At 35.1% G+C, this 15,423-nt stretch carries 14 protein-coding genes; all 14 read right to left on the bottom strand.

Annotation, left to right across the window (positions count from 1 at the left end; genetic code table 11):
- Positions 1-3: 3 nt before the first annotated feature.
- The 14 genes from BUC16_RS08585 to BUC16_RS08525 all read right to left on the bottom strand — a co-directional run bounded on the left by BUC16_RS08585 (position 4) and on the right by BUC16_RS08525 (position 15,357).
- Positions 4-951, bottom strand: a complete 948-nt coding sequence (locus BUC16_RS08585; protein ID WP_073369812.1) for an ATP-grasp domain-containing protein — start codon at positions 949-951, stop codon at positions 4-6.
- Positions 952-1,052: 101 nt separating this feature from the next.
- Complete coding sequence (locus BUC16_RS08580) at positions 1,053-1,748, bottom strand: metallophosphoesterase family protein (protein ID WP_073369810.1); 696 nt, start codon at positions 1,746-1,748, stop codon at positions 1,053-1,055.
- Positions 1,745-2,431 (bottom strand): SDR family NAD(P)-dependent oxidoreductase, encoded by a 687-nt coding sequence (locus BUC16_RS08575; protein ID WP_073369808.1) that lies wholly within the window; start codon positions 2,429-2,431, stop codon positions 1,745-1,747. The genes BUC16_RS08580 and BUC16_RS08575 overlap by 4 nt, the downstream gene beginning before the upstream one ends.
- A 56-nt stretch (positions 2,432-2,487) precedes the next feature.
- Positions 2,488-3,045, bottom strand: coding sequence for a GNAT family N-acetyltransferase (locus tag BUC16_RS08570; protein ID WP_073369805.1), 558 nt, complete (start codon positions 3,043-3,045; stop codon positions 2,488-2,490).
- Between the two features lie 8 nt (positions 3,046-3,053).
- Positions 3,054-4,361, bottom strand: a complete 1,308-nt coding sequence (locus BUC16_RS17805; protein ID WP_211517984.1) for an aminotransferase class III-fold pyridoxal phosphate-dependent enzyme — start codon at positions 4,359-4,361, stop codon at positions 3,054-3,056.
- Positions 4,361-5,122, bottom strand: coding sequence for a cytidylyltransferase domain-containing protein (locus BUC16_RS17800; RefSeq protein WP_211517983.1), 762 nt, complete (start codon positions 5,120-5,122; stop codon positions 4,361-4,363). The genes BUC16_RS17805 and BUC16_RS17800 overlap by 1 nt, the downstream gene beginning before the upstream one ends.
- A complete protein-coding gene (locus BUC16_RS08560) occupies positions 5,113-5,979 on the bottom strand; it encodes an aldo/keto reductase (protein WP_073369803.1) in 867 nt (288 codons plus the stop codon). Before BUC16_RS08560 ends, BUC16_RS17800 begins: the two co-directional genes overlap by 10 nt.
- Before the next feature lie 6 nt (positions 5,980-5,985).
- Positions 5,986-7,185, bottom strand: a complete 1,200-nt coding sequence (gene pseC / locus BUC16_RS08555) for a UDP-4-amino-4,6-dideoxy-N-acetyl-beta-L-altrosamine transaminase (protein WP_073369801.1) — start codon at positions 7,183-7,185, stop codon at positions 5,986-5,988.
- Complete coding sequence (pseB, locus tag BUC16_RS08550; protein WP_073369799.1) at positions 7,186-8,193, bottom strand: UDP-N-acetylglucosamine 4,6-dehydratase (inverting); 1,008 nt, start codon at positions 8,191-8,193, stop codon at positions 7,186-7,188.
- Positions 8,194-8,367: 174 nt separating this feature from the next.
- A complete protein-coding gene (locus tag BUC16_RS08545; RefSeq protein WP_073370227.1) occupies positions 8,368-9,423 on the bottom strand; it encodes a Wzz/FepE/Etk N-terminal domain-containing protein in 1,056 nt (351 codons plus the stop codon).
- 181 nt (positions 9,424-9,604) lie between these two features.
- Positions 9,605-12,043: an SLBB domain-containing protein gene (locus BUC16_RS08540; RefSeq protein ID WP_073369797.1), complete on the bottom strand. Its 2,439-nt coding sequence runs from the start codon at positions 12,041-12,043 to the stop codon at positions 9,605-9,607.
- Between the two features lie 371 nt (positions 12,044-12,414).
- Positions 12,415-12,885, bottom strand: coding sequence for a UpxY family transcription antiterminator (locus tag BUC16_RS08535; RefSeq protein ID WP_073369796.1), 471 nt, complete (start codon positions 12,883-12,885; stop codon positions 12,415-12,417).
- A 59-nt stretch (positions 12,886-12,944) separates the two neighbouring features.
- Complete coding sequence (rfbB, locus tag BUC16_RS08530; RefSeq protein ID WP_073369794.1) at positions 12,945-13,991, bottom strand: dTDP-glucose 4,6-dehydratase; 1,047 nt, start codon at positions 13,989-13,991, stop codon at positions 12,945-12,947.
- A gap of 82 nt (positions 13,992-14,073) precedes the next feature.
- Positions 14,074-15,357, bottom strand: a complete 1,284-nt coding sequence (locus BUC16_RS08525; protein WP_073369792.1) for a nucleotide sugar dehydrogenase — start codon at positions 15,355-15,357, stop codon at positions 14,074-14,076.
- Between the last annotated feature and the right edge of the window lie 66 nt (positions 15,358-15,423).

Below are 15,423 nucleotides of genomic sequence, written 5' to 3'. Positions count from 1 at the left end.
ATTTTATTGTATGTATTCATTAAACCCTTTATATAATTTTTTGCCAACAGAAGTTTCTTCGTAATCAGAAATCAAAAGCCCCAATTTATCTTCAATTGACCATTCTACATCTTTGAAACCAAATAGGTGTCTAAAACGGACGGTACTAGAAAATCTTGGATTTATTTCAAAAACAACTGGGCCTTTTGAAGTAAGTCTCAATTGAATATTGATACTTCCTATTAATTGTAATTTTTTAGCTATATCACGAAGCAATTTATCTATTTCATTATTTTCAACTACTTCTCCATAACCGGTAAACCCCCCCATCAGCTCCCTTTTCAAAATAATGGTTCTAATAATACCACTTTTACTTCTAAAAACACCACAAGTATATTCTCCATTTTCGTCTTCAAGAAACTCCTGAACAATAAAATCGGAATTATTTTTTTTTATGGAAATAAACGTATCATAGTCTCTTGCAATACTCACATTAGAGCTCCCGGAACCTGTTCTCGATTTCAATATTACAGGAAATTTTTCAATCGTATCAACGGTCTCTATAGAATAGGTTATTGGGAAAGGAAGATTTTCTTTTTTTAAGAAATTAGCTGTATTTAATTTATCAAATCCAACTTCAAGCGCTCTCGCTGAAGCTAAAATCAATTTGGCATCACCTATTTTACTAATTTTTTCTTTTGATAAAAATCGTAGCTCAGGTTCTGATATAGGTATAACAAAGTCAATATTCTTTTCCTTGACTATATTTTCCAAATTCCCGATATAATTTGGATCCTTACATGGTAATCCCAAGAAGAAATTGCAATAAATAAATTTTGCTGCATTTTTATCTGAAATATCACATCCGTATAAATTATTTACCAAGCCATATTCATTAAGTATTTTTCCAACACTTTGACCAATATCTCCTCCGCAACCTGTAACCAATATGTTTAGCTTATCTTTTGTCATAAAAATTTAAGTGAAAATTTTAATTATTGTTAATTTATTTTTAATAAAAGTTAAATAAAACAAAATAGAATCTGTTAATTCCGCTGAAACAAAAGGACTTTTTAACGTATTAATATTTTTGAAGAATAACCTTCTTTCGATTCAAATAATTTTATTTCTTCGAGCAAATATGACGTGTCATACGGAGTAGCTTTTATCTTAAAACTTTTATTGAAGGTATTAATTACGACCCAATATGCTAGCCCACCTTTTTGCCGTGACTGCCCGACAGAACCACAATTTATTAAAGTACTATTTTTACATCTAAAAGAAAATGAATAATGGGAATGCCCAATTAAAACAAAATCATGTTCAACAGAATTGCATTTATTCAATTGCGCTAAAGGAGTATCAGGGTATATGTATTCATCAATACTTGATGGACTGCCATGATTTAATTGAAAAGAAACATTGTCAATTACTACTGACTTTTGGACTGGCAAAGAAAACAACCACTGTTGTGTTTCACTATCAATATTTTTTAAGGCTAGTTCATGTCCTCGTCCATATTTTTCTTTCAATACCTCCGAATCGATCTTGTTTTCTTTTAAATCCTGAAGCAGTACCTCATGATTTCCTTTGATGATTTCACAATCCCATTCAGACAGCATATTCAACACAATCTCGGGATGATAATAATATCCTACAATATCTCCCAAAACCAAAATTTTTTCAATTCCTTCTTTCTTAGCCGACTTTAACACTGCATCTAAAGCGTAATGATTTCCGTGAATATCTGAAATTACACCAACTTTCATATGTAATAATTAATCTCCAAAAATATTTTCAATGCGGCATCTTCAGGTTTGATTAGTTTATTATCTTCCTTAAGAGACCTAAAATAATCTTGGTTGGGGAATGCATTATCTCTAATATTTTCCTGCATACCGGTATCTAAAACTCCAGGATCTATACTATAAAGTTTTATTTTATTATTATCTTTATTTTCTTCCTCCAAAGTCCTGAAAAACAACTTCATATATGCTTTTGCCGCACCATATAATGACCAAAACGGGATTGGATTGTTCCCAGCACCAGAAGAAATATTGACTAATATAATTTTGTTGTTTGGAAATTTATTCAAAAGAGAATTGATTAAATTGACAGGATATTGAACATTTACTTTAATGGACATTTCTATATCCATTTCCTTAAAACGACCTATTTTATCAATGGGTAAAATAATACTTGCATTATTAAAAAAATACAGAGTAGCATTCGAAGCCAACTTTTTGTCAATAATTTCAAAAATGGAAGCCGAAAAGGATTCCGATAAATCAGTTTTTATAAAAATCAGTTTAGTCTTGCTTATGTGATTGTGTTCATTATGTAGGGAACGAGAAAAAGAAACAATTATAGCATCTTCATCCTTTAACGCAATATCAACAAGAGCCTTTCCGAGTCCTCTGTTTGCACCAGTAATTATAATTATTTTCTTCATGCAAAACTATTTATGCATTCAATTTTTATATTTTTGAAACATATTACTTTTTAAAATTATTCTCCAATAAATTTCGAATGAATAACTACATCTACATATTCCATATTAAAAAGGCAATGTTTCTTTAGCACAGCCTCTTTAATGAAACTCAAATTATCGAGCACGGGATACAATTTTGGTCTTAAATCAAAAGCGTATGTGGATATTTTATGCAATTTCAAATCTGTAAAAGCGACTTGTTCAATCAAGTTTAAAAAAAATTTCCAATGTTTTTGAAAATTATCTTTTTCCAGATCGGTATTCATTATGAACGAAATCTCGGCGTTTTTATCAATCCAGTTGATATGTACCAACCCACCATAACCTATACATACTCCGTCTTCCAAATAGGAAAACAAAATTTGGCTGGGCTGTTCTTGATCAAAAAGTTTATTTACGACAGTATCAAAATAATTTTCCTGATTTTCAGTCGTAAGCGGCTTATTTTGTCTTAAATGATACACTTGCTCATTGCGCCATTTCATTATATCGAAACGATCTTCGTACCGAATGGGAATAATTTTATAAGTTTCCAATTCAAAAATTTGATTGTTTAAAACCTTATACAATTTCATCTTACCCTTTAGTTTAAACGATTGAAACCTCCATGACAAATAGGCCCCTCCAATAAATTGTTTATGTCAAATTCCTCAGATTCACATCTGAATACCATTGCGAAAATACCATCCAATGCTTCAAAATAAGAATCCAAATGTTCCTGTTTATGTTCCGTACAAGCATAAAAATGGGTACTTGCCAAAAATCCTTTTTTTAACATTTCTTGAGTTACATACGTTTTGTATGCCAATGCATGTTTACTGTTAAATCCATACGTGCTTAATGAAGGGATTCCTGCAATAGAAATAGAAAGATTATGGCTATCTGCCAATTTTTGCCATCCTAGACGCATTTTGTTTCCAATCTCTGTTATTTGTTCCCAAGACTTCGTTTTTTCCATTACACCCAATGTAGCCAATGCTGCTGTAGAACCGATTCTTTCTGTCCAAAACGTACTGCTTATAAAAGTTGACTGAGCGGCTTCCATAACTGACTTTCTTCCAACAACAGCAGTTAATGCATAGCCGTTTCCTATTGTTTTTCCAAACATGGTGATATCTGGTTCAATACCAAATTTTTGAAATATACCTCCAAAAGTTTCTCTAAATCCTGATGTACATTCATCAAATATAAGTATGATATTTTTTTGGGTAGCTAGTGTCCTTACTTTTTGTAAAAAATTATCTTCAGGGCCAAAGTTTCTCAATACTTCCATTTTAATAACTCCAATATCGTTATTTTCGACAATGGACAATAACTCTTCATAGTTATTGTAATGAAAAGGGAATACTGTGTTTTTTAATTTTTTTGGCACACCTGAAGGACTTAATCCAGGAATTAAATGTCCCGACAAATCGTCATCACCATTGTGGTTAGCAGACAAATACCAATCGTGCCAGCCATGATAACCACATATTGCCACTTGATCTTTGCCGGAAGCGGCACGGGCAATTCTAACGGCAATGGCATTGGCTTCGCCACCGCTGCGTGCAAAACGAACCATGTCTGCCCATGGATTCATCTCTATTAATTTTTCGGCCAAATACACTTCTTCGGGGCAATTTAAGGTACTCATATTACCGTTTTTAACGGTTTCCATTACGGCAGCATCCACCTCATCATTACCATATCCCAATGTATTGGTACCGATACCCATAATGGACATATCCAACAATTCTTTACCATCCAAATCCCATATTTTACAGCCTTTAGCTTTAGAAAAATAAGATGGCCATTGGTCTGGCAAAAACATTTCAGGTCTTTTTGATAAAAGCATTGTCCCTCCCGGAATCAATGTTTTTGCTTTTTTGTATAATTCTTGTCCTGTCCCCATTATTTGTCTTTTTTTAATGACTTTAATAGTCCTTCGTTCCTGATAATTTGATTATTAACTTTGGTTAAATTATTTTCAATAATATAATTTGTATATTCCATCCACGATTTTTCTGTGCCTAAATTACTGATTAATATCTCTATTAACTCAAAATCCCTGATTTCATCAACTGTCATCCTTATTTTAGAAAAATCGGATTCGCAAGGATAATTAATGGCAGTAAATACATTACCCCCTTTATAGTCTGAATTATTTCTAACATAGGGTGTAACATGTTCTCTTTCAGAGAGTAATTTTGCATTTTTCCATGCTGTTTCCAATGCCGAAAATTGGAATACTTCAACATCTTGGCCATCCGGATAATTCTCGATAAATCCGTTTGAACAATAATCAACTTCATTTTCTTGGGCAAATGCAATTACTTTATCTACCAATTCAGCGTCTATAAGTGGGCAGTCGGAGGTTACCCGGACAATCCAATTCGCTTTTTTATCTTTTACCGCTTGATAAAAACGATCCAATACATCCGATTCAGAACCTCGCGAAGCGCTAAAACCCCAAGCAATTGCTTTATCATAAATTAGGGTGTCTTCTTCATTAATGGTAGTGGCAACAATAATCTCGGAAACCTTTTTACATTTTTCCAGTCTATTCAAATGAATTTCGAGTAATGATTGCCCTTCAATTTCTTTTAACACCTTTCCGGGCAATCTGGAGCTTCCCGTTCTGGCTTGCGTGATTAATATTGTTTTTATTTCCATAATGATGGATTTAACAAGTCTAAATCTTTCACTTTTAAAGAATTTATTTTTGTAATTGCTTTTGATTGAATTTTGCAATTTAAGGCTTTTAGATTTTCAATCAACTGACCAACCGAATCAACTCCTATTAGAACTTGATCTATATTGCCTTGATTTAAACAATAACTTAATGCCAAATTTGAAATAGAAATATTTTCTTCATTTGCAATATTCTTAATAGCAATCAATTCATTAGATAATTTATGAAATATGGAATTGTCATCTGAATTCTCTTTAAAAAACAAGCCTTGCAAGAAGGCTGATCGCGTATGAATAATTTTGCCTTTTTCCTTTAACTTTTTCATTAAATCACCTCTAATTGATTCATTGTCTAACAAATTAAAGGGCATCTGAACTACGGTAACATTGTCATCCAATAACAACGATTCTATTTGACAATTGGTATAAATCGAAACACCAATGTGATTAATAATTCCCTGTTTTTTCAAATCATTGAGGACAGTCATGATTTGTTTGTTATTTTGGTAGGATTCAAAAGAGTGAAACAGTAACGCCTCCAAATAATCAACATTTAAATCGTTAATATAGATGTTTATTTTTTCTGCAATTTTATCAACGGTCGTATTGTGGGGTATCTTTGTAACTACATTAAATTTAATGTTCGGGTTTAATCTATGGAAATCCCCTATAACTTGGTGCGCATTACCATAAGCTTCTGCTGAATCCAAAGTGTCAATTCCGGATTCAAAAGCTTTGGACAAAATGTCGCAACTATTTTCAAAAGAGGGCTTTCCTGCAGTATTATTTATACCATATGTCAAACCCATCTGAACGGTACCTAGAATAAGTTTATTCATCAATAACTATTTACGGTAATATTCTTCAATTTTTCCAATGACATACTTTTGCTCCTCTGCCGTCAATATAGGAAACATAGGCAGACTAATACAATGCTTATAATAATTTTCTGCTATAGGCATATCTCCTTCTTTCCAACCAAATTGTTTGTAATAAGGCATTAAATGGCAAGGTATATAATGAATTTGAGTAAATATTTTATTTTCTCTTAAATAATTATATAATCCTAAACGATCTTCCACTTCGATAACGTAAAGATGGTAGGCATGACCTTCAATAACTCCGGATTGTCCTTTAATAAAAGATTTTCCATTGAAAGAATTATTGTAAATAGTCGCTATTTCCCTTCTTTTGGCTAGTCCCTCATCGGCTCTTTCCAACTGGCTTATTCCCAATGCTGCTTGAAAATCGGTCAATCTATAATTAAAGCCCAATGTTTGCATTTCCATATACCAAGCTGGATAGCTAGTATTGTTTGCGGAATTTCCATTTGCAAATATCACGGAATTTGTATAATCCGCTTCATTCTTTGTAATGCCATGTGTACGCAGTGATAAAAGTTTCTTATATAAAACTTCGTCATTGGTGGTAATCATTCCTCCTTCCCCACAAGCAATATGTTTTACAGGATGAAAAGAAAAAATGGCCAAATCTGCAAAATTACTATTCCCGCAATTTTGAATTTTATTTTTGGAATCCACAAAATAACCTCCCGGAGCATGACAAGCATCTTCAATAATCCACAAACCATATTGGTCAGCCAATTTTCTAAACAACTCTAAATCAACCGCTCTTCCTGCAAAGTCAACCGGAATGATTCCTTGATAGGTTCCTTTGGGTGATGCTTCCAATAAAGCTCTAACCTTGTTGATATCCAAAAGATAAGTTTCCGGATCTATGTCAGAAAAAACTACCTCGCCTCCACAATAACGAACACAATTTGCCGATGCCGCAAAAGTTATTGGGGTAGTAATCACTTTATCACCCTCTTTCACGTCAAGAGCCAAGGTACATAAATGCAATGCTGCTGTACCATTTGCAACTGCCACTGCATATTTACTCCCCACATAGTTTGCAAATGCAGATTCAAACTCGACTATTCTTGGTCCTTGCGTCAAATAATCGGAATGCAAGGCTTCTATAACGGCAGTTATATCCTCTTGGGTTATATCCTGACGTCCATAAGGAATTATTTTATCTATCATTTATTCAAAATCTGAATCAATATGTTCTTTTATTAGTGCTCTCAAACTATCCACTGTTTCCCATTCCGAGTTTGTGCCCGAATTATAATTAAATCCTTCAGACACTTTTACCGCCTTGAAAGAAGTTATGAATTTTTCTAAATCAAAATTTGGTACTGATGGTAATATCGTAAAATACTTGCCTAAATCATAGGTGTTGTATGAGTCTGAAGAAGTTATCATCTCTTCATGTATTTTTTCGCCAGGACGAATTCCAATAATATCTAACGTACATTCTGGAGCAATGGCTTGGGCAACATCGATAAGTTTGTAAGACGGTATTTTTGGAATAAAAATTTCTCCTCCCCAAGCATTTTTAATGGCATGCATAACCATATCAACACCTCCTTGAAGAGAGATATTAAATCGGGTCATCGTAGCATCAGTAATAGGCAAACTACCCTCTGATTTCATTTTTAAAAAGAAAGGAATTACGGAGCCATTTGATCCCATCACGTTTCCATATCTTACTACGGAAAATTTGATTGGATTATTTCCTTTTATATTATTGGCTGCAACAAATAGTTTATCAGAAGTTAATTTTGTGGCACCATATAAATTAATCGGTGCACAAGCTTTATCAGTTGATAAAGCAACTACATTTTGAACGCTAGTTTTTAAAGCTGCATGAATAACATTTTGGGCTCCTCCAATATTGGTTTTTATACATTCATCAGGATTATATTCGGCCAAATGAACATGTTTCATGGCAGCTGCATGAATAACAACATCAACACCTTGAAAAGCCCTAACCAATCTTTCTTGATCTCTAACATCTCCCAAAAAAAATCGAATCTGCGGGAATTTTTTTTCTGGAAATTCTTGAGCCATTTGAAATTGCTTCTGCTCATCCCTGGAAAGAATTATAAGTTTCTTTATCTCTGGATAATGTTTAAAAATATGTGAAGTAAGCGCTTTCCCTAAAGACCCTGTACCTCCTGTAATTAGTATTATTTTATTGTTTAACATATCTTGCTTTTTAATGTAATTATTTTAAATTGATAAAATTATCAAGGATTTAAAAGTATGAGAAATCAATTAATTAAGTAAAAAAATTAAACTCAAACTAGTGACAATATCTAATATTGCCTAAACAACATTACATAGTACTTAAAATTCCTGATTAATTGATACTAATCAAATTTATTTAGATATTTTTTTAAATGACAAGAACGATATGGATAAAATCCCCATTAAAATCACACCTAATAGGATTCCTTTTAATTTCCGAAGTCGTTCCACGGGTAAAGGTAATATTGGCCTGTCAATCACCTGAATCAACGGCGTTTCCTTACGCAAAGTCACTTTCGCTAATTCGGTCTGTTTTACCAATTCGGTTAAGATTGCTGTATTAGCCTGAACATCTACCTGTCTGCGGACTGAGGGCGTACGTCTTACATTAAGTGCAGGATTCAACATAAAAGTATTGTCATTGGCTACTGCCACTCCTGTAATGGCACTGTTTAATTCCCTGCGAATAGAGTCGGTCTGTTTTTGCAAAATGGCCATATTGGCTCTTGCTTTTTTAGTTTTAGTCGCAACATAAAACTCGCCCACTTGCCGAGCCAAGGCATCACAAAAATACTTTGAAAATAATTCGTTGGTAGTAGATACATCCATACTGATAATTGAAATTTTCTTGTCCCTTTGAGCAACAGACAAACTGGTTTTCGACAAATTATTATAGATTACTCCTAAAATACTGTCATGTGCTCGCGTAAAATACTTGCGATTGGTGTTCGGCAAAAATTGAATGTTTTTGAACTTGGGTTTGTCATCCCACTCTTTGCGCCATTCTTGCTCTTGAATATACATTTCTGCCAAAGAAATTGTCCTGTCATTGACTACAACAGGTGTCAACAAAGTCTGTTCCACCATTATTCGGGATTTAAACAGTTCCGCCAAATTAGAACCCGAAAAGATGCTTCCGCCGCTACCTCCCAAATCAAATCCAAAGGAACTGGCCAACCCAAGAGCCCCACCTAATCCACCACCAGACTTTTCATCTTCTAATGCAAATGTCAATGTCGCAGTATAAATAGGCTTCTTCGTGAAAGAATACGTCAAACCGAGAATAGCTCCAATAAAACCTGCTAACACAATGATTTTCCATTGAGACAGCAAATAGACATACCATTCTTTAACTTTTTCTAATAACTCTTTTAAGGATATTTCGTCGTTGGGTATTTGTTGGTTCATATTTCCTTTTTCAATTTTCATTCCTGAAATCTATACTATATTTTTTTTCTATAAAACTCTACTTCGCTTTCTTTATTTTGTTTTCAGAAATCTGTTCTCTGTTTTATTTTGCCTTTAAATATTAAATCTTTATTTTAAATCCAAAAACTTATACTCCGTAGCAGACAACTACAAACCAAAACTATGGTTTAATAGCTGTTATTATAAGAACCCCCATACTCACTAGTACTGAGGCAATACTAACCCATTCTCCGGCACTCATCTTTTTGGTTTCAGGCTTTTCTGGCACTACAATTTGTGAACCTGGCTCTACCGTTGGTGAAGACCTAAACAACAGTAAAAATCTACGTGATACTGCAGCTTCTCCATTAGGGTAGATGACATACGCTTTATTCCTCCATCCTTTGGCATCCACACCACCTACTGCATCCAAGTAATAATTAAATCCTCTACCTTTTATATACGGAATCTCGGAAGTTAAAAGCACATTTCCTGCCACTTTAACAGTTTCATTGAAAGCTGTAACTTCAATTTCGTCTCCTGGTAATAAAGTTACATTTGCATTACTATTTTGATTTTTGGTCACTTTACTCCAATCTACTGGAATAGTGGCAAATCTCAAATCCTCCTTTAATTTCTTTTCCAATTTGTTTTGAATGCTGTCCTTTTTACCCAAATTCAGACTTACATTTTCTATGTTTTCAATTTGGGCTTTTTTGATAGGTCTTTTTATTTTTACCCCGTTCAAACTCGCCAATGAGGTAAGTCCACCAGCTCTTTTGATTACATCATAGATCTTCTCTTTTTTACTGGCCAAAACATATTTACCCGGATAGGCCACAGATCCTGCTATTGTCACCATCTCCGGCTTTTCGTTAACCGCCATTCTTCTGATGTTCACCACATCAAAAGGTTTTAACTCAAAATTGGTCGATTGTTCATTCGAGCCGGGGGTGATTTCAATATTAAACAATTCGACTTTATTAGGATTTGCATCATCAATTTCCTCAGCACGTATCATTCGTGCGATTTCAACACGCTTGGACGCAGAACCTGTTAATCCGCCTGCCGCAATAATTAAATCATTTAGTGTTAAATTATCCTGAAAATCATATACATTCGGCTTTTTCACTTCACCATCAATAGTGACTTTGTACTCTTCTTTGAAATCTAAAATCGAATACACGGTAACTCTATCCTCTTTTTTTAATTCGACATTGGCATTAACATCTCCATTTACTGCTTTGCCCAAATCAACATTAACAATCTCGCTCGTTAAATCTTCTTTTAATCGAATGATTCTCGCTCTTTTAAGATAAGCATCTTCTTTAAGCCCTTCAGCTTGTCTTACCAAATCTGAAATACGCATCCCTGAATGATAGGAATAGGTATCTGGTCTAAATACGGCTCCTTCAATAATAATTCGATTCTCAAATCTATTTAAAATTTTGGAGACACGATAAACATCTCCGTTCTCTGGAATATAACTGCCATATTGGGCTGCTTGAATATCGGCTACCTTGAATTCTTTGCCAGTTTTTTGCAAAACATTAACCGATGCTGTATAGGCAAACTCGTTGAACCCTGATGCAAATGTCAACAAATTGGAAAACTTCTCTCCTTTTTTCATTTCAAAAATGCCAGGACGTTTCACTTCTCCTTCAACAGTCACTCTATTCGCATAGACAGGAATACGAATGACGTCATTATCCTTTAATCCAACATTGTCCGATTGATCTCCACTTACCAAAAAGCGATAAATATCAACATTCTTAAAAACCTTATTGTTTCGAATCAGCTCTATACTTCTATAACTTCCGTTTTTACCGGGTCCCCCTCCCAAAAACAAAGCATTGTATACGGTAGCCAAAGAAGATATGGAATAATTTCCCGGCTGCTTGCTTCCAATAATGGTTACTTTAATGGTACGAATACGGCTTAAACTAATTCCAACTTGCGATTGCCCGGAACGAACGGTGCTGTAAACTCGTGAAATAGCTCCTTTTATTTTTTGAGTAGCCGCTTCAATAGTCATTCCCGAAACCGAAATCTGGCCTACATATTGAATATTTACTTTTCCTTCAACAGAAACAGGAACATTATCACTGAACTCCTGAACCCCATTGACACTGATTTGTAATTCGTCCCCAGGACCCAAAATATAATTGACCGGTGTTGCCAAATTTAAATTCGGCTGAAAGTTCAAAGTAGGGTTATCGAACAATTCGGAACCAAAAACAAGTGAATTCAAACTGTCTTTTACTTTCTTATTTTCAACTTTTTCTTGCTTTCGAACATTACCTTGATTATCATCCTGTCCTTCATCAGAACTTGTTTTTTTATCTGTCTTAACTTTGGATGTTTCAAGAAGGGACAAGCGCTTTTTTAGTTTTGTAAATTCAGTGGCAGTCATCCCTTTCGATAACGCCATAGATTCCGCTTGGTCAATAGTCATATTATTACTTTGCAATTGCGATTTTATTTTCGCGATATCACCATCCGATAAATAATCTACTCTTACCGTGCTGAGATCATTCCCTTTTAAAATATCTTGAGCCATCAAAGAAGAGCTCTGAAAAAGGGCTAGAAAAAGGACAATTGCTATAAATATTTTTTTCATATTTCTTTTTTGTGTTTTTTAAATAAACAGTATATCTTGATCCAATACCATTATTGGACTTGTTCTTTTGTATAATCCAGAATTTGATTGATGTAATTATCAAAAAATCATTCTTCCAAAAATAATGAAATTTTTTAGCTATTGTACGGCTTCGCCGTGGTGACTCCCAAAATAGGTTCACCTAAATCCAAACGGTTGCAAATTTAGGATAAATAAAAAAGACCATACATCTTTTACTTACAAAATATGACAAGCCCAGATAACTGAACCAACCTTCCTTAAAATTACTATCCCACTAAAAACAAACGACTTATTGACAAAAACTGTCTGTTAATTATTTTAAATAAGTATAAATTTTTGAATAAAAAAAATTAATTTCCCTTTTTATCCACCTTGAGCACGCAGCCCATAGATTCCAAAATCAAAATATAATGATTCTGCTTTACTTCTTGAATGATGGCAGATTGACTGATAAACGGTCCTGATTCCAAGACAATTTTATCCCCTTTTTTCCATTGATCCAAGGTAACTTCGTAAGTCGCTGGAGCCGATAACCAATTCTGGATAATCTCAATTTCCGAATTTCTGACCGTTGCCGGTTTCCCCAACCAAAACAAATAGCGGACAGCTCCCGGAATTTCAAAAACCCGGTTGCGATCTTTTTCTTCAATTTGGACAAAAATATAGGAATTGAACAAGGGCATACTTACTATTTTCTTCCTGTCGGACCACTGGCTTGTTTTTGTAACCAAAGGACAATAGGTAACCACCCCAATTTCATTCAATCGCTCCGCCACTTTTTTTTCCCATTTGGGCTTGGTGTACACTACATACCAATTCATGGTTTATCTATTTTCTGTTCTATTTTCTAACCTCCCACTTCTAACTTCTAATTTCCCACTTAAGAATACATCTTCTCATAATACTTCTCGTAGGCTCCCGAAGTCACACTATTTAACCATTCTTGGTTGTTCAAGTACCAATCGATGGTAATTTCCAGACCTTGCTCAAAAGTCACCGAAGGCTCCCATCCCAATTCCTTGTTTATTTTGTTGGCATCAATGGCATAACGCAAATCGTGTCCCGGTCTGTCTTTCACGTAAGTGATCAATTTTTCCGATTCTCCTGCTTCCCTACCCAATTTTGTGTCCATAATTTGACATAAAACCTTGACCAAATCGATATTCTTCCATTCGTTAAATCCACCGATATTATAAGTTTCGTGGTTCATCCCTTGGTGAAAAACCAAATCAATGGCCACGGCATGATCTTTCACGAACAACCAATCGCGAGTGTAATTTCCATCTCCATAAACAGGCAACGGCTTGTTGTTGATGATATTGTTGATGAATAATGGAATTAACTTTTCCGGAAAATGGTTAGGCCCATAATTATTGGAACAATTGGTGAGCACGTAAGGCAATTCATACGTTTCGCCGTAAGCTCGCACAAAGTGGTCGGAACTTGCTTTAGAAGCAGAATAAGGAGAGTTGGGATCATAAGGAGTCGTTTCAGTAAACAATCCTTCCGCACCCAACGAACCATACACTTCATCGGTACTTACATGATAAAATCGTTTGCCTTCACTCGATTTTGCCCATTGTTTTCGGGCGGCATTGAGCAAATTTACCGTCCCAATCACGTTAGTTTTCACGAATGCCATCGGGTCTTCAATGGAACGATCCACGTGCGATTCGGCGGCCAAATGGATTACTCCGTCAAATTGGTACTCCTGAAATAAATTCGAGATAAAGGACTCGTCCGTGATGTCTCCTTTGACGAAAACGTAGTTCGGTTGGTTTTCAATATCAGTGATATTCTCCAAATTTCCCGCATAAGTAAGCGCATCCAAATTAAAAATTTGGTATTCCGGATATTTTTGCACAAAACGTCTAACGACATGGGATCCTATAAAGCCCGCTCCACCCGTGATCAATATTTTTTTCATTCTGACAATATTTCTTTATTCGTTACTCTTAATTCTTTGTTTTTTACTTTATATTCTATTTTTTTTTCAAAACCAACAACCATTAAAGTCTCCCATCGGCGGTTTGCCCCAGAACACCTTTGACATCATAAACAATGCTGTTTTTATTTCTTATGGAATTGAAGTCCAAATCCAGGAATTCCTGGTGTGCCACACCCAAAACGAGGGCGTCGAAAGTAGTGGTCGGACAGGCTGTACTGGCGTTTAGTCCATATTCATGCAAAACTTCGGCAGGATTAGCCCAAGGATCATACAAACTAACCGTAATACCATAATCTTCCAATGCAGTGATCACGTCAACAATTTTGGTGTTTCGTACATCGGGACAGTTTTCCTTGAAAGTAATACCCAACATCAATAGACTTGCCCCATTGATCGTAATCCCTTTTTTAATCATTAATTTGACCACTTGCGAAGCCACATATTCACCCATACTGTCATTCAAGCGACGTCCTGCCAATATTATTTCGGGATGATAGCCTTTTTCTTGTGCTTTTTGGGCCAAATAATAAGGATCGACACCTATGCAGTGACCACCAACCAAGCCGGGCTTGAAGGGAAGAAAATTCCATTTGGTACCGGCAGCTTCCAAGACGTCATGGGTATCAATTTCCAATATATTAAATATCTTGGCCAATTCGTTGACAAAAGCAATATTGATGTCACGTTGTGAATTCTCTATTACTTTGGCTGCTTCGGCCACTTTTATAGAAGGAGCTAGATAGGTTCCTGCCGTGATGACCGATTGGTACAACTCGTTCACTTTTCGTCCAATTTCGGGAGTGGATCCCGAAGTAACTTTCAAAATCTTGTCCACTGTATGCTCCTTGTCACCAGGATTGATTCTTTCTGGAGAGTAGCCAGCAAAAAAATCGACGTTAAACTTTAAACCCGAAATTTTTTCCAAAACCGGCACACATTCCTCCTCGGTCACCCCAGGATAAACGGTAGATTCATAAATGACGATGTCTCCTTTTTTCAAGACTTTACCAACGGTTTCGCTTGATTTATACAAAGGCGTCAAATCAGGACGATTGTTTTTGTCCACCGGAGTGGGAACTGTCACTACATAATAATTGCAATCCGCTATTTCTTCAAGAGTAGAAGTACAATACAAACCAACATCATTCGTTGGGGCATCAAGCAATACACTTCGCAAAGTGATTGAATCAATCTCGAGCGTACTGTCATTCCCCAATTTTAATGCTTCGACCCTGGATTGATTGATGTCAAATCCTGCCACGGAATATTTTGTGGCAAATAATCGAGCCAATGGCAAACCCACATATCCCAATCCAATAACGGCTATTTTTATGTCTGTGTCCAATTTTAAAAATGTTTCAATCCTTAATTTAAGAATCTCGTTTGTAATGATTTCTTAACGATAAAACAA

Origin of the sequence: Flavobacterium fluvii (assembly GCF_900129545.1) — a bacterium.
Taxonomy (GTDB): Bacteria; Bacteroidota; Bacteroidia; order Flavobacteriales; family Flavobacteriaceae; genus Flavobacterium; species Flavobacterium fluvii.
The sequence above is the reverse complement of the archived record's forward strand: the minus strand, read 5'-3'. Positions and strand labels throughout refer to the sequence as shown.

What these genes read in the sequence shown, in the direction of transcription:
- BUC16_RS08585 (WP_073369812.1), bottom strand. Translation starts at nt 951, where the DNA reads ATGACAAAAGATAAGCTAAACATATTGGTTACAGGTTGCGGAGGAGAT.
- BUC16_RS08580 (WP_073369810.1), bottom strand. Translation starts at nt 1,748, where the DNA reads ATGAAAGTTGGTGTAATTTCAGATATTCACGGAAATCATTACGCTTTA.
- BUC16_RS08575 (WP_073369808.1), bottom strand. Translation starts at nt 2,431, where the DNA reads ATGAAGAAAATAATTATAATTACTGGTGCAAACAGAGGACTCGGAAAG.
- BUC16_RS08570 (WP_073369805.1), bottom strand. Translation starts at nt 3,045, where the DNA reads ATGAAATTGTATAAGGTTTTAAACAATCAAATTTTTGAATTGGAAACT.
- BUC16_RS17805 (WP_211517984.1), bottom strand. Translation starts at nt 4,361, where the DNA reads ATGGGGACAGGACAAGAATTATACAAAAAAGCAAAAACATTGATTCCG.
- BUC16_RS17800 (WP_211517983.1), bottom strand. Translation starts at nt 5,122, where the DNA reads ATGGAAATAAAAACAATATTAATCACGCAAGCCAGAACGGGAAGCTCC.
- BUC16_RS08560 (WP_073369803.1), bottom strand. Translation starts at nt 5,979, where the DNA reads ATGAATAAACTTATTCTAGGTACCGTTCAGATGGGTTTGACATATGGT.
- pseC (WP_073369801.1), bottom strand. Translation starts at nt 7,185, where the DNA reads ATGATAGATAAAATAATTCCTTATGGACGTCAGGATATAACCCAAGAG.
- pseB (WP_073369799.1), bottom strand. Translation starts at nt 8,193, where the DNA reads ATGTTAAACAATAAAATAATACTAATTACAGGAGGTACAGGGTCTTTA.
- BUC16_RS08545 (WP_073370227.1), bottom strand. Translation starts at nt 9,423, where the DNA reads ATGAACCAACAAATACCCAACGACGAAATATCCTTAAAAGAGTTATTA.
- BUC16_RS08540 (WP_073369797.1), bottom strand. Translation starts at nt 12,043, where the DNA reads ATGAAAAAAATATTTATAGCAATTGTCCTTTTTCTAGCCCTTTTTCAG.
- BUC16_RS08535 (WP_073369796.1), bottom strand. Translation starts at nt 12,885, where the DNA reads ATGAATTGGTATGTAGTGTACACCAAGCCCAAATGGGAAAAAAAAGTG.
- rfbB (WP_073369794.1), bottom strand. Translation starts at nt 13,991, where the DNA reads ATGAAAAAAATATTGATCACGGGTGGAGCGGGCTTTATAGGATCCCAT.